The organism is Mucilaginibacter glaciei, assembly GCF_014773245.1.
Taxonomy (GTDB): domain Bacteria; phylum Bacteroidota; class Bacteroidia; order Sphingobacteriales; family Sphingobacteriaceae; genus Mucilaginibacter; species Mucilaginibacter glaciei.
The window spans coordinates 332879-358476 of the sequence record NZ_JACWMX010000002.1 but is presented as its reverse complement, the minus strand read 5'-3'; the positions used below and the strand labels follow the sequence as shown (position 1 = coordinate 358476).

The window sequence follows — 25598 nt, the reverse complement described above, 5'->3', positions numbered from 1 at the left end:
AAAAAATTTATATAAACACGTTCAGCAACAACACACCACCCAACCCTACAAAAGCAACAATGGTTTCCATCAGGCTCCATGACAGAATGGTGTCTTTTATGGTCAGGTTAAAATATTCTTTATAGAGCCAAAAGCCCGAGTCGTTTACGTGCGAGAAGGCTAAACTGCCTGCACCTATAGATAATACCATCAGGTTTGGGTTGATGCCTGGATCTTTGATAACCATTGCCGATACGATACCCGCTGCCGTTAAACCGGCTACCGTTGCCGAGCCCAGACTTATCCTGATAATTGCCGCTATCAGCCAGCCCAGAAACAAAGGCTGCAAGTTGAAGGATTGCAGGCCTGAAGCGATCTCATTGCTGATGCCGCTATCCGTCAGCACCTGTTTAAACGCGCCCGAGCCACCTATGATGAGTAGGATAAGGGAAATATCTTTAATAGCATCGCCATAAATAATACTTAAATGGCCCATGCTTTTATGCTGTTTAACACCCAGGGTATAAGTACCGATAATCAGCGCGATAAGCATTACGATAGATGGATCACCAATAAAGGCGATTACTTTATGAAGGTCATCCTTCGCATTGCCGATGAACGGAAATGCCGCGGTAATACCCAATAAAAGCACTGGTAGCAAAGCTGTAAAAAAGCTGTTGAAAGCACCCGGTAGCTTATCAGCAGGTAACTCTTCGGCACGGAAGGTAGCAAGCGGTGCCGATGGGATCTTTTTAAGGAATTGTGCAAACACCGGCCCGGCTATTATAACTGCCGGTATCGCTATGATCAATCCATACAGAAGCGTTAACCCCATATTGGCATGAAATATCACCACCAGTGCCGATGGTGACGGGTGAGGAGGTAAAAAACCGTGGGTAACAGATAGTGCCGAAAGCATGGGTAGCCCGATGTAGACCGCAGGAAGTTTGTATTTATAGGTAACCGAGAATATTAAAGGCACCATCAGCACAAAGCCTATCCCGTAAAATAGTGGGATACCAATAATAAATGCGGCTGCCACCAATGCCAGTTGGATATATTTTATCCCAAAGGCGTTTACCAACACATCGGCAATTTTTTGCGCGGCACCGCTGCTGGCAACCAGCTTGCCCAACATGGCACCAAGGCAAATGATAACGGCCAGTGAACCCAGCGTATCGCCAAGGCCCTTTTGTATCGACCCACTTATTTTACCTAATGGAATCCCGAGGCATAAACCCGCAGCGATAGATACGATCAGGAATGCCAGGAAGGGGTTAACTTTGGCCCAGCTTACCAATAGTATAAGCAGTATGATGCAAAAAATGATAACCAGCATGAGATTTAAAATTCGGCGGTTTATAAATAGGTGCGCCTAATGTAATAACATAATTTTACAATACCTTTTCTTTTAAGATAATCTAAAGCGCGTTCTTTGCAGCAAATCTTATGACAAAGCAGCGTTACTTTTTCCTCATCCTAATACTGGGCTCGCTTACCGCGTTGGCTCCTTTTTCTATCGATATGTATTTGCCCGGTTTCCCAGCAATTGCCAGATCCCTGCATACCACTACCGAGAAAGTGGCCCTATCCTTATCAACATTCTTTATTGGTATTTCTGCAGGGCAATTATTATACGGACCCCTGCTTGATAAATTTGGCCGTAAAAAGCCGCTGTATTTTGGTTTAACCGTTTATATCATCGCCTCTGTAGGCTGCTATTTTTCGGCTAATATCGAGCAATTGATCGGCCTGCGTTTTATACAGGCGGTAGGCAGCTGCGCGGCAAGTGTAGCTGCTATGGCCATGGTGCGCGATATGTTCCCGCTAAAAGATAACGCCAAGGTATTTGCCCTGCTCATATTGGTGTTAGGCGCATCGCCCATGATAGCACCAACCGCAGGCGGCTATATTACTGATGCATTTGGCTGGCATGCCATTTTTATCGTACTCACTATTATGGGTATCCTGATATTTTTTGCCGTAGCATTTGGATTAAACGATCAGTATAAACCCGACGCAGGTATATCCCTTAAACCGGGGCCAATTATTACCAGTTTTGCGGCGGTAATAAAAAACCCGCAGTTTTACACTTATGCCGTTTGCGGGGGCATTGGTTTTTCGTGCTTGTTTGTTTATGTATCAGCATCGCCGCTGGTATTTATGGAGGTTTTTAAAGTAAGTTCAAAAGCCTACGGGTGGATCTTCGCCGGGCTTTCTGTGGGGTTTATCGGTGCCAGCCAAGTTAACAGCCTGTTGGTTAAGCACTTTAAAAGCGAGAGGATCGTAATGGTAGCGGTACCGGCGATGGTTATTATTTCGGCCCTGTTTTTAATGGGTGCGTGGCAAAACGTTTTGGGCCTGGCGGGTAGCCTGGTTATGATATTTGGCGTGCTGAGTTGCGTGGGCATCTTATCGCCCAACACATCGGCATTGGCCCTGGCGCCTTTTGAAAAGAATGCGGGTACCGCTTCAGCTTTATTGGGTGCCTTTCAAATGTGTATCGGGTCGGCTGTGTCTGTCGGCGTGAGTTTATTCCCCGGGCAAAGTGCTGTGCCTATGGCGGCTATCATGCTGGTTTCCGCAGGGCTGTCGCTGGTTGTGCTGTTTTTAGGCAAAGGTAACATCAAACAAAAAACAACTTCAAAACAGGGTCAAATGGTGGCACATTAATTTACGATAACGGCCGTTTTTAAAGTTTAAACACGCGAATCGCAATAATCAAAAACTCACAACCAACGGGAATAGTGCAGTTCTTTGGCATTTACATTGTAAATATCCTTGCAAATACAAAGCTATACAACTGATAATCTTATTAGTGTGGGCGCTTTAGCCTTGTTTGCAAATGATATCTGGAGTTAAGAAAATCCCCATTTTACGTTACGGCCTTATCGTATCACTTGTTGTGGTATTATTCGGTAGTGCTTTTTACCTTTACCTGCACTACAACAAAGCAGAAAAGGTGCGCAGTAATTTTCAGAAAATGATCAGCGCAAGGGAAAATTCTTCCCTTATCGATAGCTGTATAGTTGAATTATATAGCGCGGATAACAGCAGCAGGATGTATGCCCTTACTGCCGACAAAAAATATTTCAATAAATTTTCAACGCAATTAAATAATATCCACAGCATTATTGGTACCATTAACGCGAATAACAGGGCAGTAGCGAGCGGTACCAAAGATGACACCGAACTGGGAAACCTGGTAAGCGAAAAGACCTTGAAAACAGATGTTTATCTTAAACTGATGTATTTAACAGACAGTTTAATGCGATCGGCCAATAAACTTAACGGTGTTTTAAGGGATGCGAACAACAACTTCGTAAAACAACCTGTTGTAAAGCGGATCAAAACACAGGTGCATATCGATACTATTAATGCGGTAGTAAAAAACATCCAGCCTGTACCACCTCGGAAGAAATTTTTCGGTCGGTTATTTTCGGCTTTCAACAAAAAGAAAGACGAGCAACAGGCCGCCATTAAAAACCCCATATTGGTACAGCGCACTACCGATACTACCATTACTACCATGCGCGCTACACCGAAGGTGGCCCAGATCTATAATAATTACTACAGCAAAATTTACGATGCGAATAACAAGCTTCGTAAGAACGAGCGCGAAATGCTGGAGATAAACAATCGTTTGATAGACCAGATCATCGGCAGCTTAAAAAAGTACAAGGTAGCCGAGCAGCAATATATAGCCAACAGTAAACAGGAGATAAACAGTAACCTGGCTACAGTGATGTATGAGTTCAGGAAGCTATCTGGACTGATGTTTTTATTGCTTAGCGTAGTGGTAGGGGTGATATTTTATAACATCTGGAAGATCTTTCGTAATGAAAAAGAGATGGTGGTTTATACGGAAATGACAGAGAATTACGCGCTATCAAAAAGCCGCTTTATGGCGAGTATGAGCCATGAGATCCGTACGCCGCTTAACTCGATTATCGGTTTCTCTGAACAACTTACGCAAAGCAACCTCACCGAAACACAGGCCGAGCAAACCAACGCCATCCGCAGCTCATCAAAAATGTTATTGGAGGTAGTTAACGAGATACTGGATTTCTCGAAATACGAAACCGGGAAAATGACCTTTGAGCAAGAACCGTTTAGACCTTACGATGCTATCGATGAGATAGCGAACAGTATGCAGGTACAAGCTGGTAAAAAGAACATCGAACTGATAACCGATCTTAAATTGGATAAGGACCTTTGTTTTAAGGGTGATTACTTCCGGCTGAAACAGGTGATCATGAACCTTACCGGTAATGCCATAAAATTTACTAACGTGGGCAGCGTAACCATCAATGCATTTGTAACCGATATGGCCGATGGAAAGGGCGTTTTAAACGTGCAGGTAAAAGATACCGGGCTGGGGATTGATAAAGAGCATCTGCCGCTCATCTTCGATGAGTTTTCGCAGGTAGCATCGGCACAAAAGGCCGCTAATTATGGTGGTACGGGACTGGGACTCACTATTTGTAAAAAGATAGTTGAGCTGCAGGGCGGTACCATAAAGGTAACCAGTAAAATTGGAAAGGGATCGGTATTTAGCTTTAAACTACCGATGGAGTTAGGTGCAATGGCAGCGTGTAAACCGAAGGTTGTGGCAGAAGTAGACCCGTATGCCGAAGTAGCCGGCAAACACATTCTGATAGCAGAGGATAATAAACTTAATGTATTGCTGGTAAGTACCATATTAAAAAAATGGAAGATTACCTTCGATATTGCCTACAACGGCCGGGAAGCCTTGCAGCTATTTGAAGATAATAAATACGACATTATACTTACCGATATTGAAATGCCCGAAATGGGGGGCATTGAATTTACTCAAATGATAAGGGCCATTGATAACGAAAGAAACGCTACAATTCCAATATTGGCGTTAACAGCTAATGTATTGAAGGAAGACAGGGACAGGTACCTGGCTGTGGGCATGACAGGCGTTGTGCTTAAACCATTCAGCGAAAAAAACCTCATTGACGGGATTGCTACAGCCCTTGCCGGAAAAATAAATACCGGCACACCCGTAAACATCTCGTAAAACATTTAATTTTAAATGGATTTGCAGTTATAAATAAACTAACTACATTTATAATTGTATATTTTACATTTATTATTATGAGAAGATATCTAACCTTATTGCTGTTGGGTTGTAGTTTATGCGCTTTAGCGCAAAGTGACGCCAGTTTAACACTTACTGCAACAGACAGAACGATTAGCAAACACATATACGGGCAATTTGCAGAACACCTTGGCCGTGGCATTTATGATGGCTTTTGGGTAGATAAGAATTTGCCGGTAGCCAAGCAAGACCGTATAAGGTTGGATATTGTAGCGGCATTGAGGCAGATAAAGATCCCTAATCTGCGCTGGCCGGGCGGCTGTTTTGCCGATGAGTACCACTGGCGCGATGGTATAGGCCCGAGGGCGCAAAGGCCGCGAATGGTTAACACCAACTGGGGCGGCGTGACCGAAGACAACAGTTTTGGTACGCATGAGTTTTTAGAGCTGAGTAAGCTGTTAGGTTGCGAGCCGTATATAGCAGGCAATGTGGGCAGCGGAACGGTAGAGGAAATGTCTAAATGGGTGGAGTACCTTAACTCTAACAGTAGCAGTACCGTTGTGCAAATGCGTAAACAAAATGGCCATCCCGAACCCTACAAGGTTACTTACTGGGGTGTTGGTAACGAGAGCTGGGGCTGCGGTGGTAATATGACCCCGGAGTTTTATGCAGACCAATTCAAACGATATGCCTCGTTCGCTAAGGATTATCCCGGCACACCTTTAAAGAAAATAGCCAGCGGCCCTAATGCTGATGATTATAACTGGACAGAGGTTTGTATGAAGAATATCCCAACCTCAATGATGTGGGGGCTATCTATGCATTATTACACTTTACCTACGGGCAACTGGGGTAAAAAGGGATCGGCAACTGCCTTTACCGAGCAGGAATATTTTAACACCATGGTAAACTGCCTGAAGATGGAAGAGCTGGTGAGTAAGCATTCGGCAATTATGGATAAATACGATCCGAAGAAAAAAGTGGCCCTGGTGGTTGATGAATGGGGGGTATGGACAGATCCGGAACCGGGTACCAACCCCGGCTTCTTGTTCCAGCAAAATAGCCTGCGCGACGCGCTGATAGCCGCAACCACCCTCAATATATTTAATAACCACAGCGACCGGGTAAAGATGGCTGCCCTTGCCCAAACCGTAAATGTATTGCAGGCATTGATCTTAACCGATAAAGAAAAAATGCTGTTGACACCTACTTATCATATTTTTGATATGTACAAAGTGCATCAGGATGCCAAATACCTGGATATTAAGTTGAAATCGCCTGATTACGAGGTGGGTGGCAAAAGCATACCTGCTGTAAATGTTTCTGCATCGCAGGATGCCGCAGGTAAGGTGCACATCTCTTTAGTTAACCTTAACCTAACCAAGGCTGTAACCATCAGTACCGTATTAAAGGATATCAAATGGATCGCGGTAAAAGGCCAGGTGTTAACGTCCGCTAATATTACCGACGTAAACACTTTTCAGCAACCTAACAAATTGCAGTTACGTGCTTTTACGAATGCTAAAAAAGAAGGCGATAAATTGGTAGCCACCATCCCGGCAAAATCGGTAGTTACGCTGGAGTTAAATTAAAACTTTCGAGGCGGCTTGGTTGATTTAGCTATCCGTTCTTCCGCCTTTTTTACCTCGTCCTTTTCGCTCAAGGGCATTTCGGTATTCAGATAATTATCGCGCCCGGTGTAAGATTTTGCATCGGGCGTGCTTTGTTTTGAAGATTTTTTTGGGGAGGCTGTCATAATAATCAGTCTATGATTATACAACTTTTGGGCAAACAAATAGTTTACGCTGATTTAATTATTCGAAAATTTTTAATGGGGTAGAGCGGCTTATTTTTTTAATTGCCTAAGCTCGGTTTTCAGATCGTTTATCTGTAGTTGGGCTTGTCTGTTTTCCAGATAAAAATAAATAGCAAATCCTAAAAATATCTTGCCTAACACAAACACTGCGGCAAAAACCCATTTCCACACTTTGTTTATCTTCATCGTATTCGATTCAGATTCTACTTCTATATAGTGGGGGCCGTTGTTTTGATTGCCGGTAGTAAAGTTATGGTCATCTTTATCTGTCTGGTACTGCTCCGGGTTATCAACCGGGCGAACGATCAGCTCGTCGATAGTTTCAGAGATCTTGCCCCAGGTACGCACGGGAGGTATAACGGCCATTTGCTGCGCAATATGCTCCATATCTACTTCCAGTTGCTGCAGTGCGAAGTTAACCTCGGGGTAAGTTGCCTTCATGTATAGCAATTCCTTAACCTCCTGGTCGGACGCGGAACCCATTACATAGGCTTCTAAAGCGCCGCTATCTATGTATTGTTGCTGTATCATTATTTATTACTCCTGATTACGGTGAATGCTTCTCTTAACAATTGCTTGATCGTAGCTTCGGGTTTATTTAACTCGGCAGCCATTTTGGTAATGGTTTTCCCGTGATAGTGCATCCCGCAAAAAACCACTTGCTGCTCCGGTGCCATCAAATTTACAAATTTATTGTCGTTTACAATTGGTGTAACATCTGCGCATTCATCAACAGTCGCTACAAAGCTGGCCAGTTTTTTACGCGCCATTGACTGTAAATAAATAAAGGTGTTTTTGCCGGGTGCGGTAATATCACGTATATCTGCAGCTTGTAGTTGGCTAAAAATGTCAATCAGATATTGTTCTGCTTCCGCGCTGCTTTTTACCACTTCAGAGATATAGCCAAGCAACATGCCACCAAACCTGTTAAAAAGATCTTGTTTGGTTGAAAGGTTTGCCTGCAATGAAGTGTCAGCATTTACTAACTGTGGTTTCAAGGGTCAGTTTTTTGTTAAATCAGTTATTCAAAAGTACTTATAAAAATTTATTTTAACACAAATGGTTGTGAAATAATAAATCACCTAAGTTAATTAATTTTCCTTGTCGCTTAGTTAAAGTTCTCGGGTGATATTTAACCCTGAAATGAAATGTTAATTTTGGTTAAATACCGGGGCTGGTTTGACGCTTAAAGGTATCTTTTTTTAAATTTAAACCATGCTTAGGTGGATAATATTTTTAGGGATTTTTTTATGTGTCGATAGTGTTTTTGGTCAGAGCAAATTAAAAGGCCGTGTCTTTGAAAATAAAACAAGAATAGGGTTGGCCGATGTATGGGTAACCAACCTAAACACTAAGCAGTTTATTGTTACCGATAATAACGGTCGCTTTAATATTCCCGCAAAAGCCGGTGACATACTTTCATTTAAAGGCTTTGCCTACAAAAATGACACCTCGTTGGTAATCAATATGGCTGAGAAGGAAGTTTTTTTAGAGCCTAAGATGAACGAACTGGCGCAGGTAAATATTATAGCCACCACCGCGCCTAAAATGAATACCTATTATGACCCATTATATCATGGGCAGTCTGTTATTGTACAACGCGACAAGAAAACAGGTTGGCCGATAGGCGGCATCATTATCAGAATGTGGTACTGGAAAAAAGACGAGCACAAAAAGGCCCGGTTAGAGCAGCAGGAACATACCTATGAAATGATGGACCGCATAACGGCCGTTTTTACTCCGCAAATAATAGGTAAATACATACCTTTAAAAGATGAAGAGTTGGCTGATTTTATTGAAATGTATACGCCCAACGTTAAAGTATTTTCGGCCAAAAGCTTCCAATTGGTGACTTACCTTAACGATTGTTATAAACTATACCAGAGCCTCCCGCCGGATAAACGGCAGCCGGAGCGGCTGATCATCAATTAAGCTTTCAAAATGGAGATGCCCGTACCCAACGCAACGGCGTCTTCTACCGCCCCGCTAAAGGGCTCTTTTAAAAATGGTAGCTTATCAGCATACTTGCGGGCATAAAAAGAAGCGTAAGTGGCGGCTAAAGCAGAAACCCCGCCTAATATCATCCCCTCAAATACGCTTTTGCGGTTAGCCTTGAAAATGGTAGCACCAACAAAAGCGCCGGATGCTACCCGAGCTAATAGTTGCGGTAGTATGATCCGGTCGGGCCCGTTAGGGATCTTGTCGCCGGCTATTTCTGCAACCGATAGTAATTTGGTTACTATGGCGGTAACTGGTAGCTGGATAAAACGCAGTGATGAACGCGACAAGGCAGGGTCAGGGTGATTGCTTAAGTAATGACTGGCCACGGCAGGTGCCATAGTCGCCCTCATGCCCGCCACCGCGCCTAAACCTATCGTCTGTAAAAATATACTGCTGTTTTTCATAATAGTATCTGTTATAATGTGAATATAACAGGCAGTCAGGATGATGGTTTTGATTAATTGGATGAGCGTAATAATTATTCACCCTTCAATATTTATTGAAAGCTTGTAATAGCTGATCACTTACTATAAGTGTTTAGGGTGTTCCGCCTGGTGTTCCGGTAAGTGTTCCGTTTTTTAGGATTTTGTTCCGCTGCGTTCCGTTTTTAGCGGAACGCAATTTGTCTTTCACAACAAAAAAAGCGATGAGCCTTAACCCGTCGCTTTTCATATCGTTCAAAACGAAATTATTTTACATCTTGCCTTTTAAACTATCCTGCCTGGCTTTTTCCCTTTTCTTAAAAAAGCCTTTTAGTAAAAAGTTATGTTGTACGGCTTCCAGGTCATCATTGAGCTTAACAGAACTTTGCTGTAAAGTGTTAATGGTGTTTTGCACCTTAACGGCACTTTTAGGATCGTTTAATAAAACACCCAGCACATTGTCTGTACTGTTCAATTTGTTGCTTGCCTTGTTCAGGTTGTCAGTAAGTATCGTAGCGTTGTTTGCCGCCTCTTTCAATTTAGTAACTGATTCCTGGATACGGGCATAGGCCACGGTATCTGTCAATAGCTTATCGGCAAGGCCACCTTTGGTATTCATTTTACCGGTAAACTGATTTAACTGCGCTGCCATAAGCGATGCCGTTTGCGTAGTTGCCTGCAGGTTACGCATGGCCGACTTTAATTGCATAGCCATATTACTATCGGCCAGTAAAGCACCTACAGTACCCTTACCTGCCAGTATTTGTTTACTCAGCGTCTTAAAATCTGTGGTGATGGCCAGCAGGTTTTGATTGTTTTGTTGCAAAGTTTTCAGTACATCATCTGTCGACATTACTTTTTCGGCACGCAAAACGTCACCATCCTGTACAATGGGAGCGCTGGGGCTGCCACCATCAATCACGATGATCTTATTACCAATTAAACCGTCGCTGCTAATGCGTACGCCAGCGTTGCTGTGAATATATTGCTGCGAGGCCGCTTCTATGCTCATTACCACATCCACCTGAGAGTTGCCGGTAAAGTGGATGCTTTTAATAACGCCCACCTTTACGCCAGAGAACCAAACGTTGTTCCCTTTTTTCAGGCCCGCCACATCGCTGAAAACGGAACTGATGTGTATACTTTTAACAAAGCTTTTGTTTTGCCCGCCCAGTGTAAGTACGCCTATCACGAACACTACTACGCCAAGCAGCACAAATATGCCTACTGTTATTGATTTTTTATTGTCTGATGCATCCATTATATAGGGTACTAATATTATTCTGTAAAGTTGTAATCGTAAAAAGGTTTCACCCGCTTGTCATCGGTATCAAAAACCTCGTTAAAGGTGCCCACCCGTTGAAATTGCCCGTCAAGCAACATAGCTATCCGATCGCCTGTTTGTTTGGCGCAGGTTAAATCGTGGGTGATGATGATGGATGATGTTTTGTAATTAGCCTGCACCTCATTGATCAGGTCATTGATCTCAATACAGGTTATCGGGTCAAGGCCTGCGGTAGGCTCATCATACATCATTATCTCCGGGTTCAGTATCAGCGTACGGGCAATACCTATCCGTTTACGCTGCCCACCCGATAGTTCGGAAGGCATTTGGTTAATAGTTTGCGAAAGGCCAACGGCATCTAACACACTCTCCACATTCTTATCTATCTCGGCCCGTGTAATCCCTTTGCGGTTACGCACGAGAGGAAATTCCAGGTTTTTACGTACCGTCATACTGTCATACAAGGCACTGTTCTGGAATGAAAAACCTATGCGGATACGAAGTTCCTGTAATTCTTTTTCGGAAATGGCAGTGACATCGTTGCCTAAAACTTCAATGCTGCCCTGATCTGGCATTAACAGGCCCGATATCAGTTTGATCAGCACGGATTTACCCGTGCCCGAGCGGCCAAGCACTACCAGGTTCTCTCCCTGGTAAAGATCAAGGTCAATCCCCCGCAGTACGTCATAATCGCCGAAGGATTTCTCCAAACCGCGAATCTTGACCACCGTATTGTTAATGTCTATTTGCGCCTTTTGCTTATCCATAATATATTATCGGAACCAACCGGCTATTTGTACAATTAAAACCTCTTCAATAAACACCAAAAACATGGCCGTAACCACTGCGCCGTTGGCTGCCTTACCAACGCCTTCGGTACCTTTGGTTGAGTTATAACCCTGGTAGCAGCCCACGATACCTATAGTAAAGCCAAATACAACCGCTTTTGATAAAGATGCCCAAAAATCTACAAAGGTTAAGGGTTCAAAAGCCTGCTCCATAAAGGTGGTAAAGCTGGTTCCTTCATTTTGGCTTACGTTTAAATAACCCCCTAACAAGGCGATGAGCGCGGTGTAGGTTGCCAATAAAGGTATAGCGATGGTAGTAGCGATAACCCGCGTACAAACTAAAAATTTAAATGGTTTGGTGCCCGATACTTCCATGGCGTCTATCTGCTCGGTAACCCGCATCGACCCTAATTCGGCCCCGATGCTTGATCCCACCTTACCTGCGGCAATAAGGGCGGTAACCAATGGTGCAAGTGCTTTCATGATAGCAATTGATACCAGCGACGGGAGCCAGGATTCGGCCCCGAAATTGGTTAACGACGGGCGACTTTGCTTGGTGAATATAACCCCCACAATAAAGCCAGTTAATGATATAAGGGTGAACGAGCGTACGCCCACTTCATAGCACTGTTTTACCACTTCTTTAAACTCGTAAGGCGGTAAAAAAACTTCCTTGAAAAAGCGGAGTACAAAAGAGTAAACCCTGTCCAGCATGATAAAAAATTCGGAGACATTGTCCTTTATTTTTTGATAACGGGAGGGGATTGTTGATCGGATGCTTTTTATAGTAGCCATTAATAGGGGCAAAGGTATAAATAACTAGAAATTACTTTTAAGTATCACTACAATTTGTAGCACAAGTTGTTTGTAATAACGCAATTATTACAAACGGCAGACGGTTTGACCTATTTGGATATATAGTCAGTTTTGCGCCGACTGCAAAGGTGATATAAAATTATGGTGTGTGCAATATTGCACGCTTGCCGAGTACAATAAACTATAAGTGTCAGATATGGGTAGTAGCGTAAAACAATTAGACACACAAGTTATTTAAATTGTTGAAGGGAAACCTGCAATATGATATCTTTAAACCGCCCAATGAACATGATTTTACGCCAATCAATAGCCCTTTTTTTTATGATGAGCAGCATTGTTGCAAAAGCGCAATTGTTTGATCCCTGCGACAAGCAAGCCACGCCCGAAAGCCGCCAGCTATACTATAGTATGCAGCGCCTTACAGATGCAGGAGTAATGTTTGGCCATCATGACGATACCGCCTACGGCATTGGCTGGTGCTTTGAACCCGGTATGAGTGATGTAAAAACCATAACCGGCAGCTACCCCGCTGTGTATGGGTGGGACCTGGCAAAAATTGAGCATGATAGTACCCGCGATATTAATAACATCCCATTTGCTTTACAAAGAAAGCTGGTACGCCAGGCGTATGACCGCGGCGGCGTAAATACTTTTTGCTGGCATATGGATAACCCCGCCAACGGCAAAACCGCCTGGGATACTACCCAGCGCACCGTGATGACCCTTTTGCCGGGTGGGAATAATTATAGCCGCTACGTTGAATATTTGGACAAGGCTGCAAAGTATATAGGGAGCATGAAAGGGCCCGGAGGTGAAGCCATCCCGATTTTATTTCGCCCTTTTCATGAGCTGACAGGTAGCTGGTTTTGGTGGTGTGCAAACACGAGCACGCCAGAGGAATTTAAAGAATTATGGAGATTTACCATCGATTACCTGCGGAATAAAAAGAACCTGCACAACCTGCTGATCGTGTTTTCTGTGGCCGATTTTAACAGCGAGGCGGATTTTATGGCCCGCTATCCCGGTAACGAATACACTGATTATATCGGCTTTGATAATTATTGTTATAACGTCAAGGATTATCGGTTCAATTTAGAGAACCGGCTAAAAATACTTGACGCTGTTGCCATTAAGAATCATAAACTGGCCTGCCTGCCCGAGACCGGTTATGAAAAAATACCGCAGGCAGACTGGTGGACGAATGTTTTATTACCCCTCATCAGTAAACATAAATTATCGTACGTAATGGCCTGGCGGAATGCACATATGGGGCATTTTTATACACCATATATAGGGCAGGCAAGCGAGGCCGACTTCCGCAAATTTTCGCGCAGCCCTAACATGATGTTTCAGAACCGGGTTACACCTTTGGGTCTTTATGGCAAGTATGTGTTCTCGACCGGCCCGCATTACCAGGAGTTTTGACAGCAGCTTTTGAAACTTAATCCATAGTCGCCTGTTCTATTCCTTTACCAAATTGAACTTATATGAACGCATATCAGCAAAAATGGGTGAATGTTTTAACCGCAGCTAATATAAAGGATTGGCAAATAGCTCCCCGCGGTAACGATATAGCCATAGAAATGCCCAACGTAACCGATCTGAAACTGATTAGGGATAACCTGCCGCAAACTTTAGCTGCTATTTCTTTAGATATTAACCTGCCGCATGAACGGGTGAAGTTCCTATTTCATAACGGCTACGAAAAATTTGAATATATATTGAACCCGGATGCTGCTGATTTAAACGAGGAAGGTAAAGGCCGTTAGATCTTAGCCTTGGTAGCAAACACGGTAACGCAGATGCCCATTGCGGCTATCAACGTAAATGATGCCCGTAGTGATGCCAGGCCCGCTATGAACCCTATAATAGGGGGGCCTACTAAAAAGCCCATAAAACCAATGGTTGATACAGCCGCTAATGCCACACCCGCCGACATGGTTTTTGATTTGCCGGCGGCACTGTAAACTAACGGCACTACCGACGATACCCCGAAGCCAACCAATAAAAAGCCGGCCATAGCGGTGTAGATGTAAGGGAACACCACTGCTAAGATCAGGCCGGTGGCCGTTAACATGCCACTTAATTGTAAAGTCCGTTTTAACCCGAAGCGGTGGGCAAACCAGTCGGCAATAAACCTGCCGCCGGCCATGGTAAGCATAAAGGCTGTATAGCCGGCACCCATCCAGGCGCCTTGCGCAAATACCACTTTCTTAAAATAGATCACGCTCCAGTCAAACATGGCACCCTCGCATATCATCGAGCAAAAGGCAATGATCCCTAATTTAATGAGGGAATTATCGGGCAGTACAAACACCGGGCCGCTGCTGGTAACCTTATCATTTTTTAGATAACCTGATGTTACCGCTACCGCGATAATGATGAGCGCAAATATGATTGAAAAGTGGTGAAGGGGAATGATTTGCTTACCGATCATAAACGTGCCTATCCCTGCCCCGGCAAACCCGGCCAAACTCCATAATCCGTGAAAGGATGCGAGGATTGGTTTCTGATAAAGTTCTTCTGCGGCTACTGCCTGTGTATTTACAGATATGTTTACTGCGTTGCTCGAAAACCCGAAAAAAGCGAGGCAGATAATGAGTTGAAAGGTATTTTGGGCTAGCCCGAGCGTTACCAGGCAGCAGGCATATACAATGAGCGCAGCGATCAATAATTTCCGGCTGCCAATTTTGGTGATGATCCAACCCGAGAATGGTAATGACGCCATTAAGCCAACCGGGGTGGCAAATAGTACACCACCCAAAGCGGCATCGCTTAAACCAAGGTCCTGCTGTATGGTAGCAATACGCGATGCCCAGCTGGCAAAGCACAGGCCGGTCATAAAAAACATCACACCAACGGCAATCCGTAAGGTGCGTTTAGTAAAGTTGTAAGTGGGTAATGTTGCTTCCAAATGGTTGTGCTTAGTGTTATTTTTACACTAAGTTTTACAAAGATAGGGTATTAATTACAAATTTGATAATTGCTGGCGGTTTGCAGCAGGTTTAACATATTGTAATTACCAGTTAAACAGCGTTAGCCGGACAAATCGGCGCGTACATACGCTATATAAATAGCGTGATTTTCATGTAAACCCACTTAATATGTAAATAATTGATTATCAAAATATTAATAAGTATTTCGCTGAAATATGTAAACTTTTGTAAACCTTTTTTGTAGAAAATTAGCAGTCGCCGTCAGGCCCGCAAACGGGGCCTTCAACTATTTCCAGCTGTGGGCGAAACTCACTGTAAGCCTTCTCCAGAGTTTCGGTAAAAACGGGCACTGCCTGCGCGCCGGATACGGCGTACTTCCCACTCATCACAAAGAAAGGAACACCACGGATGCCCAGGTATGAAGCCTCGGCAATGTCATGCTTCACCTCGTCGGCAAAGGCATTGGTAGCCAGGGTTTGTTTGATCTCGCCCGCATCCAAACCGAGTTCTGCACCTAATTGAGCAAGGGTATCAACATCGTCCATATTCTTGCCATCAGTAAAATACGCCTTAAATAATTGCTCTTCTGCCTCAACACCTAAACCGTGCTTTTTGGCAAAATGGGTAAAGCGGTGTGCGTTAAAACTGTTGGCAACAACGGCCCTATCCATATTGTAATGTAAGCCAACTTCGGCTGCCATTTCAGTTACATGGTTGTTCATTTGCTTTGCATATTCCAATGTCCAGCCTTTGGCATCGGCTAAATATTGGTTAATGTTAACTGATGGATCGGTTACCATATCCGGGTTAAGCTGAAAGCTTTTCCATTCTATCTCCACCTCATCCTTATGGGCAAACTGCTGTAAAGCGTCTTCGAACCTGCGCTTGCCTATGTAACAGAAAGGGCACATCACATCAGACCATATCTCAACTTTCATAAGCTTTAAATTTTTATAAAAGTAAGTCTATTGCCTTGTTTGAGCGTAAGCCTAAAGTCAAAAAAAACGATAACATAAAGCGCAATAAATTGAGCCAAGCAAACCACTTTTAATATTGGTAATGTTTTATAAATTAGTGAAAATTATAATCCAGCCTTAGCAATTAGGCGTACTTACATATTCATGATCAATAATACCAGGCCCTATATATTTTGGATCGGCATCCTATTGCTGTTAATGCCGGGTTTGATACATGCTTACCTGCTAATGCCTTTCCCCGGCAGCCAGGATATCAACGCCATTACCCTTTGCTATTACCTGGAGAAGATCATCCTGCCTTTACGCATACTGGGTGCAGCGCTGATGCTTTGGTATTTTGTGGCCTACTTCCGAAGAAACACACTAACAGCCAGGATTGTCAAATTGGTGGTTATGCTCATCTGCCTGGGTAGTTATTATTATACCGACTATACTTACAAGGCCGAGATCATGTTCAAAGAAACCCAAAAGGTAAACTTTGCCAACGCGATTAAAAGCCGGGTGCCGCATAGCTACCTGGTGATAGGGGTGGTCCACAACGGGGTAGCTAAGGCCTATCCGATCATCTATTTAGGCTATCATCATAAAATGCAGGACAATATTGGCAATAAAGCCATTATGGTAACTTATTGCACCATGTGCCGTACAGGCCGGGTTTATGATCCTGTCATCAACGGGGTAAAGCAAAGCTTCAGATTGGTGGGCGCGAGGCATTACAATGCTATAATTGAGGATGTAGGCACCAAAACATGGTGGTATCAAAGCACGGGCTATGCAGCTGTGGGGCCCATGAAGGGAGCTCACCTGGCAGAGATCCCTTATGAACAACTAACCCTTGGCGGCTGGCTGGAAAAATACCCCGGGTCGCTCATATTACAGCCAGACAACTTGTTTACGAACGATTACCTAGACCTGAATAACTACGATCGCCTGCAGGCGATTGACAGGGATAGTATCGAAAACAAAGATACGCTATACAAAAAAAGCTGGATGATCGGCGTAATAATAAGCGGCCAGCCAAAAGCTTACGACTGGCGCGCTATGGTTAAGAAGCGGGTCCTGAATGATAAGATAAACAACACCAACCTTATTGTCGGTATGCAAAAGGACAGCATGAATTATCACGTTTACAATGCTACCCTAAACGGCAGGCAAATGCACTTTAGCCTTACACCTGCCGATATGCTGACCGATGCCGAAACCTCATCGATTTGGGACTGGAGCGGCAACTGCGTTGCCGGCAGCCAAAAAGGCCAAAAGCTGGGCAAGATCCAGGCCTATCAGGAATATTGGCGCTCCTGGAAGCAGTTCCACCCTAATACGCTGTTCTGGAAAGATTAATTATTTCCCGGTCATGTCCCGTTCTACCAGGTCCATGCCGCATTTAGAGCAGGTGCCGGGCTTATCGCTTGTTATTTCGGGGTGCATTGTGCAATAGTATTTCCCCTTGGGTTTAGCGGTTTCTTTAGTAGCAGTTTTGCTGCTGTTGTTGCAGGCACTTACCCCAAAGGTAAGTGCTGCAAATGCGAAGAGGATTATTGATCTTTTCATCTGATTATTTGTTTTTAATAAAGGCTGCAAATCCAAATAGTGATACCACCAGCACACCCAGGGCGGCCAGCATACTTATAATATCACGAATGTTTTTACCCGCCCAGCTCATACCGAAGTATTTGTGCAAAAATATAAAGGAAAAGCCTTCTGCAAGGTCAATACCAGCAACTTTTGTGGCCAGTTTGGATGAGGTAGTTTCGATATACCAATTTTCACCATCCGGGTAAACCACTTTTTGCACAGGCAGGCGTTTATTGATAAAGCCATACTCGTTATCAAACTGGCGGATCTGCGTAACAGGCGGCTCATTTATCAATTTTGGTTCTTCGGATCTATTTTGCTGTGATCGGTAAAAATAACTTAAATAATAGGCAAATTCTTTGTCCCCGTCTTTTAATTCCCGGCCGGTTGCCGCGTCAAAATATAAAATGTCTTTTTTAACGGTACTTACCTGGAAATATGTTTTTTCGAAACACTTTACCAATGAAATCTTTGAGATAGCGCTATCTGGAACAGGCAGGTTTAAATTGCCTGCAATTAAATCTTTCCTGTCAATGAGTTGCTCGTAATTCTTTTCATCAGGGTCGATATTATGCAGCTTTACCAGCAGGTGAAATGCCCCGCTAATGATAAAGGTAAATAACACAAACGAAACGATAAGCCCGAGTTGCCGGTGAAAGCGGTGAACAAAGCGTTTATCGTCCTTGCCCGCTACCATTCGATTTTGCTGTGCCGTTTTGAATTTCTTCCAAAAGAAACCATAAACAATCAACCCGCTTAGCAATGAAGGCAACATACAACCAACAACGATCAGCAGCGCCACGATGCGGAATTGCTCGCCGCCAATGGCTGCCAAGAACGCCCAGGTATGAAACTGCTCAAATAACCACAGCATAGCCTTACGGGTGTTGTTATTAAAGGTACCTATGCGGCTGTGGCTGGTTTCGATATAAACGTCCATTCCGTCCGGGCGGTTAAAGGCTACCTTCCAAACGGGCAGCAAGTGGTTGATCGGCTGGTATTGCGCATCGAACGTTTTTTGCAGGGTGATGCATTTGATAGACGAAATGGAATCCTGTGTAAAATACCGCGCCAGGTAGGTAGCGTAAAGCTGGTCGCCATTGGTTAGCAGGCTGGCATCTTTAGCCGAATAATACCTGGCGACGCTGTCCTTCCCTAATACCTGGTAGTAAGTTTGCCTGTTAAAGTTAACGATATTGAAATTTCTAAACTCGGTAATGGCATTCTTATCCAGCACTTGCTGTAAGGATAGCGCGGGTTTCATTTTGCTTTGCGTGAGGGGTTTGAAAACCTCCATTGCGATAGTGGGCCTGAACCAATTAGACATGAACGGGTGCGAAAGCCCGCTCAGCGTCCAGAAGATGACAGGGATAAGTGCTGTTAAGCCCAATATCCTATGCCATTTATAAAAGTTTTGTTTTGCTGTTGCCATTTTAGTTTTTTGAAAAAGAGTAACTAATACCCAATGTGTAAATACGCGGCGGGGCGGCGTTGTAGGTATCGCCGTACTGGTTGCTGGTAACCGTGGTGGCGTAAAGCTTATTGGTTAAGTTGATCACGTTAAACCATACGCCCAGCCCTTTAGCCGCGCTGCTTTTTACATCATACCCTAAACGCAGGTTGTAAATATCATAACCCGCATAAGTTTTTGTATTTGCGGGATTGGTGAAATATTTATTGATGTGCTGCCACTCACCCGCTATGCGGAAACCATTTAGATAGGATGGTTTGTAGGTCAGCTCCGAATTCGCTATCCAGGCCGGGGCGTTGTTCATGCGGTTGCCGTTGTAAACGGTTACTGTACTTGCCCCTGTTGCAGAATTGGTGCCCACTTCGCTGTAATCTACATAGGTGTGCCGGGCGTTGGTGCCGCTAAACCTAAAACTTAAGTCATGGATAGGCGCGTAAGCAACGGAGTACTCAATTCCCTTGTGGCGGGTAGCCCCCGCGTTTTGGTTTTGGGTAGTATTGTCGGGCAGTAACTGGTTAATGATCTCGTTTCGGCCTTCCAAATCATACAGGGTAACCTCTACATACATCTTTTTATCAAGTGCCGTAAACCAGCCACCCGCTTCATAATTATTAAAGGTAGCCTGCTTTAGTGGCGTTAACTGGCGGGCGCTGTACAAGTCGCCGGTTTCCGGTGGTTGGAAACCTACGCTGTAATTGGCGTAAAAACCTTTGTTATTACCAAAGTTATAAGTAAGCCCCAGTTTGGGCGCTACGATGTTAAAATCGTTAGTTTCCTGCTGTTTATATTTTGTGCTACCGGCAGCTATGCCATTCGTAAAGTTGTAGCGGATCCTGTCATAACGTAAACCCATCACAATCCGTAGTGGTTCAACCGGGTTAATTTCATATTGGGTGTAAGCTGCGGTGTTAAATAGCTTGATCTTATAATTATCTATATATCTGCCTGTGCTGGTATAACCTGTATAGAAGTTATTCGCTACATCTTTTTGGATGTTGAGGTATTTGGCGTAGTAAGAACTTGGGCTGTTATCCGCATAAACCCCAACGATCAATCGAGAATGCAGGAAATCCAGATCCTGACGGTGTTGGGCCAGCAAACCTAAACTATGAAAGCTCTGATCGTTCTGCTGCCCGTTCGAACTCAAGTAATTACCTGCGGCGTCCCTAACATCAGATATAAAATAGCTGGGTAGCTGCTCGGTTGAGTTCTTACGATAAAACAGTGTCAAAAAAGTATTGCTTTGCGCGTTCCAGGCATGCTCCAACTTGGTATTAGCGCGAAACGCATTCACCTTACGGTAAGTAAAGCGCTGATTAGCCCCGTAACTGCGGCTGTAAAAGCGGGCACTATCTAAACTTCCCGGCGTTTGGGTGTTTAAGTAATTATAAGCAACCGATGTGGTTAAACGGGTGGCGTTATCAAAATCATAAGTGGTTTTAAAATTACCGGAGCGTTTATCAAAATCGCTGTAATCCTGCCAGCTGTGTTTTTGGTGGGTAATGTAACCACCTGCATATAAGCCGAATTTACCGGTGCTGAAACCACCGTCTGCATCAATGCGCCGGTAATGGTAGTTGTCGCCCTGTACAGATACATTGCCTGCATATCCGGCAGGCGGGCCCTGGGTAATAAAGTTGATGGCCCCGCCGATGGCGTTACTGCCGTAAAGCGATGATGCCGGGCCTTTGATCACTTCTATATCCCTAACCCCGCTCATGTTGATCTCGTAAAGGGAATTGTGATTAAAGATCCCCGTCGGGCGGATGGGAAGGCCATCTTCCATATATAAATATAAGGCATTGTAAGTGATGGGCTGGCGGATGGCCATGGTATGCTGCTCGTTCCCCAGATCAACCATATAAACACCGGTTGTTTTGTTTAGCAGCTGGTAAAGTGCTGTGGCTTTGGTGTCATGGATCTGGGTGGCGTTGATCTTGCTGATGGCAATGGGTGCATCCTGCCGGGCCTGGCGCTCCCTGCTGGCCGAGATCACTACCTGCTGCAAATCGACGGTTGAGGGTTCAAGTGCGACTTCGATATGCGAAACTCCTGATAATATAAAGATTTTATCAGCATAACCGATCATTTTAAAGCGCAGGGATTTGATACCGGCGGGCTGTATGCTGAATTTACCTTTGCTGTTCGTAGTGGAAAGGTTAATATTATCGTCGGCATTGCCAACCATCGCACCGGCAATAGCCTCATGTGTGCGGGCGTCTGTTACAGTGCCTGTGATAGTAGTTTGACCGTAAACTGCTACCGAAAGGATAGAAAATAGTGTATATAGAATTATAAATGGTCTCATAGATCATATTAAGTTTACCCGCGGCCGTGTGGGCCGCAAGCATAGATAGAAACAGCCCGTTGCAAAATAGCAAGGCAAATACGGCGGCTTTAGGCCATCGTTTTTAAGCTGTCATAAATAATTAAAGAAAGGGGAAATTGATCTAAGCGAGCCGGGGCGGCTGGAATACAGTACGGGGCTGCTGGGGCAGTTTGATGCGGTAATTAGGCACTGCCGTTACCGATAATAAGACAGAGTGAAACTTGATTACAACCGGGCGGCTGTAAAATGCTTCCTGAAAAAGGTTTTTCTGCGCCTGCCTGCTTTCGCTGTTTTGTTTGTCTTCGGCTTGCTTTATCTTTTTCATAAAATAGCACTTGCCGTTACAATGCATCCAGGGCTTATCGCGGTTTTCGCAAAGCTTGGTAGCAATATAATTTTTATTCAATTCAAAACCTGCGTAAACAAATAAGCGCGAAAAGTTCGCCGATAAAAGCGAAACGATTAATAAATATGCGATTATACGTTGCATGCGCCGCAAAGGTAAGGCATGGCGGTTTAGCTAACAACCCTAAAACAAAAAACCCCGCCATTAAGGCAGGGTTTAAAATATCAGCGTATATTAATTTGCTTTCTTTAATAATTTGCTATGCAGTTTATCATCGCCAACTGTAACATCCATCGCAATAGAGTCGGCATATATTTTACCGCTGTGCGGGATGTCCATACCTTGCACGTTTACGCTAAATGTAATTACATCGCCCGCAATTTTACCGCTTTCTATAGCAACCTCGCCTTGCGGTGATGTAGCCATCCCCGTAACTTTATCACCGTCTTGTTTAAAAGTGTAGCTCAACGGGATGGTGTTACCGTCGGTCATTTTAAGGTTGCCGGTCCAGGTGCCTGCAATATTTAAAAATGCAGCTGCCATGCATATCGCCACGCAACATACTAAAAACGCTGTAGTAAGGAGTTTTCTTTTCATATCAGATTTTTTTTAATTGATTTAAAAGTAAGACTTTTATTAAAACAAATGATCAACATTACGTTAAATTAATAGCAAGTTGATTAGCCCTATTTTTTATCAGTTATAAAAAATATGTCAATGTGACGGTTATTAATGCTTTTTGATTAGATTTACGCTTGGTTATGAAAAAAATCTCACTTTTATTACTGGCTGTTTGCACCGTATCATACGCTTCAGCACAAAAACAGGATTACCCGATCCAACCGGTAGCGTTTACCAATGTGAAATTGACCGACCATTTCTGGACATCGCGCATCGAAACCAACCGCAAGGTTACCATTCCCGCATCATTTGCACGTTGTGAAAGTACGGGGCGGGTGAAAAACTTTCAGATGGCGGCAGAGCGAAAGGGCAAATTCTGCACCACATACCCCTTTGACGATACCGATATTTATAAAACCATAGAAGGGGCATCTTATTCACTGGCACTGCATCCCGATAAAAAGCTGGATCATTATGTTGATTCGATGATCACGATTGTAGGAAAGGCACAGGAGGGCGATGGTTACCTTTACACCGCGCGAACCATAGATCCATTGCATGTTGGCGACTGGCTGGGTACAGAGCGTTGGGTAAAAGAACAGGAAAACAGCCATGAGCTATATTGTGCCGGGCATATGTACGAGGGTGCGGTCGCGCATTATATGGCAACGGGGAAGAGGAATTTTTTAGATATAGCTATCCGCAATGCCGATTTGCTGGTGCGGGTATTTGGCCCGGGTAAAAGGCATGTAGCACCCGGCCATGAAATTGTTGAAATGGGTTTGGTAAGGTTATACCGTGTTACCGGGAAAACTGAATACCTTAATCTGGCTAAGTTTTTTATAGACGAACGCGGTCACAAAGAATATAATAAGAAAAGCAAAAACGTTTTTGAAAACGGCGTTTACTGGCAGGACGATAAACCGGTGATAAACCAGGACGAGGCCGAAGGCCATGCCGTAAGGGCAATGTACCTATACTCGGGCATGGCGGATGTTGCTGCACTAACCGGCGATAAGCAATACCTGGCTGCCATTGATAAGATCTGGGATAATATGGTAGGCAAAAAAATGTATGTGCAAGGCAGCATTGGTGCCGTTGGCGATGGTGAACGCTTTGGTGCAAACTACGAACTACCCAATGCCACCGCTTACAATGAAACCTGCGCGGCCATAGGCAACGTTTTTTGGAACCAGCGGATGTTTTTATTGCACGGCGATAGTAAGTATATCGATGTTTTAGAGAAAACTTTATACAATGGGTTGATATCTGGTGTAGGACTTGACGGTAAATCGTTTTTTTATACCAATGCCATGCAGATACGGGATGGCTTTAATCACCCTGATATTGAGCGCGAACGTGCGGGGTGGTTCACTTGCTCGTGCTGCCCAACTAACGTAGCCCGCTTAATGCCATCTATCCCCGGTTACATTTACGCGCAAAATGGTAAGGATGTATTTATTAACCTGTTTATTAGCGGCACCGGCGATATGAAAGTTGATAATAAGGATCTAAAAATAACCCAGCAAAATAATTACCCATGGGATGGCGGTTTGGCTTTTACAATCAACCCTGCATCAGCTGTAGATATGAACTTAAAGATCAGAATACCGGGCTGGGCGCAAAACCAGGCTGTGCCGTCTGATTTGTACATTTATCAGCAAAACATGTCACAAAAGGTCATTGTTAAACTGAATGGCAAAGCTATTGATTATAAGATGGAACATGGATACGCCGTGATCAGCAAAAAGTGGAAAAAGGGGGACAAGGTAGAGATTAACCTGCCGATGGATGTGCAACGCGTAATTGCCAATACCAACCTGCCCGATGATGCCGGAAAAGTTGCCCTGCAGCGCGGCCCAGTTATGTACTGCGCCGAATGGAAAGATAATGATGGTAAAGCTTCAAATATTATTGTACCGCAAAATGCTGTATTTACTACTAACTATCAGCCGGAATTATTAAACGGTGTAATGGTTTTAAAAGCAGATGTAAAAGCTGTGGCTGTTACCGCGGATGGCCAGAATGTATCAACACAAAATAAAACACTTACTGCTATCCCTTATTACGGATGGGCAAATCGGGGTAAAGGCGAAATGACGGTGTGGTTCCCGCAGCAGGTAAAGTACGTTGAATTGTTAGCGAATTAATAAACTTTACGGCCGGGTGCAGGATAATAATAAATTGGGGAGTACACGCCCTCGCTGGTGGTATAATAGCCCCTGCCATCCGGCGTGAAACCAATGGCTTCGCCCTGCTTTTCTTGCTTGTAAGTGGGCTCTAAGGGTGCGCGCTGTAAAGTTTCCCAAATGTGCTCGCCGGGTTTACGCTCCCAGTAATATATTTTTTCATAGCTTTTTAAAAGTATTTCGTCGCCTTTTTTAGAAATGTCGCCCGCAGTTATCCATTTAAAGGGCTTTATACCCTTAAAAAATAAGCGGCCATGAAAACTTAGGGTAACGGTATCTTTTGCCTTAAAATTCAGCGGGGTTGTATACACTTCAACAGAGTCGTATCGTTTAGTCACTATATAAAGCAGCTTTTCAACCGGGTCAACCATCATCGCTTCGGCATCACGGGCTCCAAAAGGGTATTTCAAATACAGCGAAGCTTGAGTGGCATGCGCTATACTGTCTTTATCCCAACTATTCTGTTCCTCAACACGGTTAATAGTTACATAATTGCGGTTCGCCGCATTATCTCCTATATCGCCAAGGTAAACGTAGCTTTTACCTTTTACAGGCCCTGGCCCAACGGCAATGTCTTCGCAGTCGTACACACCATTAGTCGTCGCATCGGCTTTATAATAAATAGTTGATCTTAACTTGCCATCGGCAGTAATAGCGAAAAAACGACTCGTATCGCCGCTATCGTTATGCACGTAGTAAACATCTTGGTTAACACCTGATGCTGATATGCCCGAGATCTCGTCCATCGCTTTATCCTGCAGGCGGCCTTCGGGTAATTGTTTGTTGTCGATAAGGCGATGCTTGGCGTAGGCACCACAAAATATCAGTACAACAAGGGGTATGAAAATATTTAACTTTTTGCGGGTTCTCATATCTGTAAGCTAATAATAACAGCCTTGTACTTGTTATAGTATAATGCGCAGTTATTAATTGCTGATTGCTAACAAAAGTACCACAATTGTGCCAAATTGTATTGTGG

At 44.1% G+C, this 25598-nt stretch carries 24 protein-coding genes; 8 read left to right on the top strand and 16 right to left on the bottom strand.

Annotated elements, in window-relative coordinates:
• Window positions 1-7: 7 nt before the first annotated feature.
• The gene (locus tag IDJ76_RS06335; protein WP_191161889.1) at window positions 8-1318 is read right to left on the bottom strand and encodes a gluconate:H+ symporter; all 1311 of its coding nucleotides are present in this window, start codon (window positions 1316-1318) and stop codon (window positions 8-10) included.
• Between the two features lie 110 nt (window positions 1319-1428).
• Between IDJ76_RS06335 and IDJ76_RS06330 the strand changes: the two genes are divergently transcribed.
• From IDJ76_RS06330 to IDJ76_RS06320, 3 genes are all read left to right on the top strand, one after another.
• Window positions 1429-2652, top strand: coding sequence for a multidrug effflux MFS transporter (locus IDJ76_RS06330; protein WP_191161888.1), 1224 nt, complete (start codon window positions 1429-1431; stop codon window positions 2650-2652).
• A gap of 172 nt (window positions 2653-2824) precedes the next feature.
• Window positions 2825-5026 (top strand): ATP-binding protein, encoded by a 2202-nt coding sequence (locus tag IDJ76_RS06325; RefSeq protein WP_191161884.1) that lies wholly within the window; start codon window positions 2825-2827, stop codon window positions 5024-5026.
• A 77-nt stretch (window positions 5027-5103) separates the two neighbouring features.
• Window positions 5104-6639, top strand: coding sequence for an alpha-N-arabinofuranosidase (locus IDJ76_RS06320; RefSeq protein WP_191161881.1), 1536 nt, complete (start codon window positions 5104-5106; stop codon window positions 6637-6639).
• Here IDJ76_RS06320 and IDJ76_RS06315 read toward each other — a convergent pair.
• The 3 genes from IDJ76_RS06315 to IDJ76_RS06305 all read right to left on the bottom strand — a co-directional run bounded on the left by IDJ76_RS06315 (window position 6636) and on the right by IDJ76_RS06305 (window position 7861).
• A complete protein-coding gene (locus IDJ76_RS06315) occupies window positions 6636-6803 on the bottom strand; it encodes a hypothetical protein (RefSeq protein WP_191161877.1) in 168 nt (55 codons plus the stop codon). The two genes, IDJ76_RS06320 and IDJ76_RS06315, sit on opposite strands and share 4 nt — an antisense overlap.
• A gap of 90 nt (window positions 6804-6893) precedes the next feature.
• On the bottom strand, window positions 6894-7394 hold the full coding sequence (locus IDJ76_RS06310; protein WP_191161874.1) for a hypothetical protein: 501 nt from the start codon (window positions 7392-7394) through the stop codon (window positions 6894-6896).
• Window positions 7394-7861: an RNA polymerase sigma factor gene (locus IDJ76_RS06305; protein ID WP_191161870.1), complete on the bottom strand. Its 468-nt coding sequence runs from the start codon at window positions 7859-7861 to the stop codon at window positions 7394-7396. The genes IDJ76_RS06310 and IDJ76_RS06305 overlap by 1 nt, the downstream gene beginning before the upstream one ends.
• 217 nt (window positions 7862-8078) lie before the next feature.
• On the opposite strand from IDJ76_RS06305, the gene IDJ76_RS06300 reads away from it, so the two are divergent.
• Window positions 8079-8795, top strand: a complete 717-nt coding sequence (locus tag IDJ76_RS06300; RefSeq protein ID WP_191161867.1) for a hypothetical protein — start codon at window positions 8079-8081, stop codon at window positions 8793-8795.
• Here IDJ76_RS06300 and IDJ76_RS06295 read toward each other — a convergent pair.
• The 4 genes from IDJ76_RS06295 to IDJ76_RS06280 form a co-directional block, all read right to left on the bottom strand.
• Window positions 8792-9268, bottom strand: coding sequence for a DUF4126 family protein (locus tag IDJ76_RS06295; RefSeq protein WP_191161863.1), 477 nt, complete (start codon window positions 9266-9268; stop codon window positions 8792-8794). The genes IDJ76_RS06300 and IDJ76_RS06295 overlap by 4 nt on opposite strands.
• Window positions 9269-9557: 289 nt before the next feature.
• On the bottom strand, window positions 9558-10547 hold the full coding sequence (locus IDJ76_RS06290) for an MlaD family protein (protein ID WP_191161860.1): 990 nt from the start codon (window positions 10545-10547) through the stop codon (window positions 9558-9560).
• A gap of 17 nt (window positions 10548-10564) precedes the next feature.
• Window positions 10565-11338, bottom strand: a complete 774-nt coding sequence (locus IDJ76_RS06285; RefSeq protein ID WP_191161849.1) for an ABC transporter ATP-binding protein — start codon at window positions 11336-11338, stop codon at window positions 10565-10567.
• 6 nt (window positions 11339-11344) lie between these two features.
• Window positions 11345-12073, bottom strand: coding sequence for an MlaE family ABC transporter permease (locus IDJ76_RS06280; RefSeq protein ID WP_224746237.1), 729 nt, complete (start codon window positions 12071-12073; stop codon window positions 11345-11347).
• Between the two features lie 384 nt (window positions 12074-12457).
• Here IDJ76_RS06280 and IDJ76_RS06275 point away from each other — a divergent pair, with 384 nt between their 5' ends.
• Window positions 12458-13600: a glycoside hydrolase family 26 protein gene (locus tag IDJ76_RS06275; protein ID WP_224746215.1), complete on the top strand. Its 1143-nt coding sequence runs from the start codon at window positions 12458-12460 to the stop codon at window positions 13598-13600.
• A 62-nt stretch (window positions 13601-13662) separates the two neighbouring features.
• Window positions 13663-13944, top strand: coding sequence for a hypothetical protein (locus IDJ76_RS06270; RefSeq protein WP_191161843.1), 282 nt, complete (start codon window positions 13663-13665; stop codon window positions 13942-13944).
• On the opposite strand, the gene IDJ76_RS06265 is transcribed toward IDJ76_RS06270, so the two are convergent.
• Together IDJ76_RS06265 and IDJ76_RS06260 are read right to left on the bottom strand one after the other, a co-directional pair.
• Window positions 13941-15089 carry an MFS transporter gene (locus tag IDJ76_RS06265; RefSeq protein WP_224746214.1) on the bottom strand — a complete coding sequence of 383 codons (1149 nt, stop codon included), beginning with the start codon at window positions 15087-15089 and terminating at the stop codon, window positions 13941-13943. The genes IDJ76_RS06270 and IDJ76_RS06265 overlap by 4 nt on opposite strands.
• 270 nt (window positions 15090-15359) lie before the next feature.
• Entirely contained in the window at window positions 15360-16049 is a 690-nt protein-coding gene (locus tag IDJ76_RS06260; RefSeq protein ID WP_191161840.1) for a DsbA family oxidoreductase, read from the bottom strand.
• A 183-nt stretch (window positions 16050-16232) separates the two neighbouring features.
• On the opposite strand from IDJ76_RS06260, the gene IDJ76_RS06255 reads away from it, so the two are divergent.
• Window positions 16233-17429 carry a DUF3179 domain-containing (seleno)protein gene (locus IDJ76_RS06255; protein WP_191161838.1) on the top strand — a complete coding sequence of 399 codons (1197 nt, stop codon included), beginning with the start codon at window positions 16233-16235 and terminating at the stop codon, window positions 17427-17429.
• On the opposite strand, the gene IDJ76_RS06250 is transcribed toward IDJ76_RS06255, so the two are convergent.
• The 5 genes from IDJ76_RS06250 to IDJ76_RS06230 all read right to left on the bottom strand — a co-directional run bounded on the left by IDJ76_RS06250 (window position 17430) and on the right by IDJ76_RS06230 (window position 22406).
• On the bottom strand, window positions 17430-17639 hold the full coding sequence (locus tag IDJ76_RS06250; protein ID WP_191161836.1) for a heavy metal-binding domain-containing protein: 210 nt from the start codon (window positions 17637-17639) through the stop codon (window positions 17430-17432).
• A gap of 4 nt (window positions 17640-17643) precedes the next feature.
• A complete protein-coding gene (locus IDJ76_RS06245; RefSeq protein ID WP_191161835.1) occupies window positions 17644-19095 on the bottom strand; it encodes a PepSY-associated TM helix domain-containing protein in 1452 nt (483 codons plus the stop codon).
• Between the two features lies 1 nt (window position 19096).
• Entirely contained in the window at window positions 19097-21442 is a 2346-nt protein-coding gene (locus IDJ76_RS06240) for a TonB-dependent receptor (RefSeq protein ID WP_191161832.1), read from the bottom strand.
• A gap of 142 nt (window positions 21443-21584) precedes the next feature.
• Window positions 21585-21953 carry a hypothetical protein gene (locus IDJ76_RS06235; RefSeq protein ID WP_191161830.1) on the bottom strand — a complete coding sequence of 123 codons (369 nt, stop codon included), beginning with the start codon at window positions 21951-21953 and terminating at the stop codon, window positions 21585-21587.
• A gap of 90 nt (window positions 21954-22043) precedes the next feature.
• The gene (locus tag IDJ76_RS06230) at window positions 22044-22406 is read right to left on the bottom strand and encodes a glycoside hydrolase (protein WP_191161828.1); all 363 of its coding nucleotides are present in this window, start codon (window positions 22404-22406) and stop codon (window positions 22044-22046) included.
• Between the two features lie 164 nt (window positions 22407-22570).
• Between IDJ76_RS06230 and IDJ76_RS06225 the strand changes: the two genes are divergently transcribed.
• On the top strand, window positions 22571-24580 hold the full coding sequence (locus IDJ76_RS06225) for a glycoside hydrolase family 127 protein (protein ID WP_191161826.1): 2010 nt from the start codon (window positions 22571-22573) through the stop codon (window positions 24578-24580).
• Here IDJ76_RS06225 and IDJ76_RS06220 read toward each other — a convergent pair.
• Window positions 24577-25491, bottom strand: coding sequence for a hypothetical protein (locus IDJ76_RS06220; RefSeq protein WP_191161824.1), 915 nt, complete (start codon window positions 25489-25491; stop codon window positions 24577-24579). The two genes, IDJ76_RS06225 and IDJ76_RS06220, sit on opposite strands and share 4 nt — an antisense overlap.
• Between the last annotated feature and the right edge of the window lie 107 nt (window positions 25492-25598).

Coding starts and splice junctions, on each gene's coding strand:
- IDJ76_RS06245 (WP_191161835.1), bottom strand. CDS start 19,095: ATGGCAACAGCAAAACAAAACTTTTATAAATGGCATAGGATATTGGGC.
- IDJ76_RS06310 (WP_191161874.1), bottom strand. CDS start 7,394: ATGATACAGCAACAATACATAGATAGCGGCGCTTTAGAAGCCTATGTA.
- IDJ76_RS06225 (WP_191161826.1), top strand. CDS start 22,571: ATGAAAAAAATCTCACTTTTATTACTGGCTGTTTGCACCGTATCATAC.
- IDJ76_RS06260 (WP_191161840.1), bottom strand. CDS start 16,049: ATGAAAGTTGAGATATGGTCTGATGTGATGTGCCCTTTCTGTTACATA.
- IDJ76_RS06330 (WP_191161888.1), top strand. CDS start 1,429: ATGACAAAGCAGCGTTACTTTTTCCTCATCCTAATACTGGGCTCGCTT.
- IDJ76_RS06295 (WP_191161863.1), bottom strand. CDS start 9,268: ATGAAAAACAGCAGTATATTTTTACAGACGATAGGTTTAGGCGCGGTG.
- IDJ76_RS06285 (WP_191161849.1), bottom strand. CDS start 11,338: ATGGATAAGCAAAAGGCGCAAATAGACATTAACAATACGGTGGTCAAG.
- IDJ76_RS06290 (WP_191161860.1), bottom strand. CDS start 10,547: ATGGATGCATCAGACAATAAAAAATCAATAACAGTAGGCATATTTGTG.
- IDJ76_RS06220 (WP_191161824.1), bottom strand. CDS start 25,491: ATGAGAACCCGCAAAAAGTTAAATATTTTCATACCCCTTGTTGTACTG.
- IDJ76_RS06335 (WP_191161889.1), bottom strand. CDS start 1,318: ATGCTGGTTATCATTTTTTGCATCATACTGCTTATACTATTGGTAAGC.
- IDJ76_RS06235 (WP_191161830.1), bottom strand. CDS start 21,953: ATGCAACGTATAATCGCATATTTATTAATCGTTTCGCTTTTATCGGCG.
- IDJ76_RS06255 (WP_191161838.1), top strand. CDS start 16,233: ATGATCAATAATACCAGGCCCTATATATTTTGGATCGGCATCCTATTG.
- IDJ76_RS06280 (WP_224746237.1), bottom strand. CDS start 12,073: ATGCTGGACAGGGTTTACTCTTTTGTACTCCGCTTTTTCAAGGAAGTT.
- IDJ76_RS06240 (WP_191161832.1), bottom strand. CDS start 21,442: ATGAGACCATTTATAATTCTATATACACTATTTTCTATCCTTTCGGTA.
- IDJ76_RS06320 (WP_191161881.1), top strand. CDS start 5,104: ATGAGAAGATATCTAACCTTATTGCTGTTGGGTTGTAGTTTATGCGCT.
- IDJ76_RS06270 (WP_191161843.1), top strand. CDS start 13,663: ATGAACGCATATCAGCAAAAATGGGTGAATGTTTTAACCGCAGCTAAT.
- IDJ76_RS06325 (WP_191161884.1), top strand. CDS start 2,825: ATGATATCTGGAGTTAAGAAAATCCCCATTTTACGTTACGGCCTTATC.
- IDJ76_RS06300 (WP_191161867.1), top strand. CDS start 8,079: ATGCTTAGGTGGATAATATTTTTAGGGATTTTTTTATGTGTCGATAGT.
- IDJ76_RS06275 (WP_224746215.1), top strand. CDS start 12,458: ATGAACATGATTTTACGCCAATCAATAGCCCTTTTTTTTATGATGAGC.
- IDJ76_RS06250 (WP_191161836.1), bottom strand. CDS start 17,639: ATGAAAAGATCAATAATCCTCTTCGCATTTGCAGCACTTACCTTTGGG.
- IDJ76_RS06230 (WP_191161828.1), bottom strand. CDS start 22,406: ATGAAAAGAAAACTCCTTACTACAGCGTTTTTAGTATGTTGCGTGGCG.
- IDJ76_RS06315 (WP_191161877.1), bottom strand. CDS start 6,803: ATGACAGCCTCCCCAAAAAAATCTTCAAAACAAAGCACGCCCGATGCA.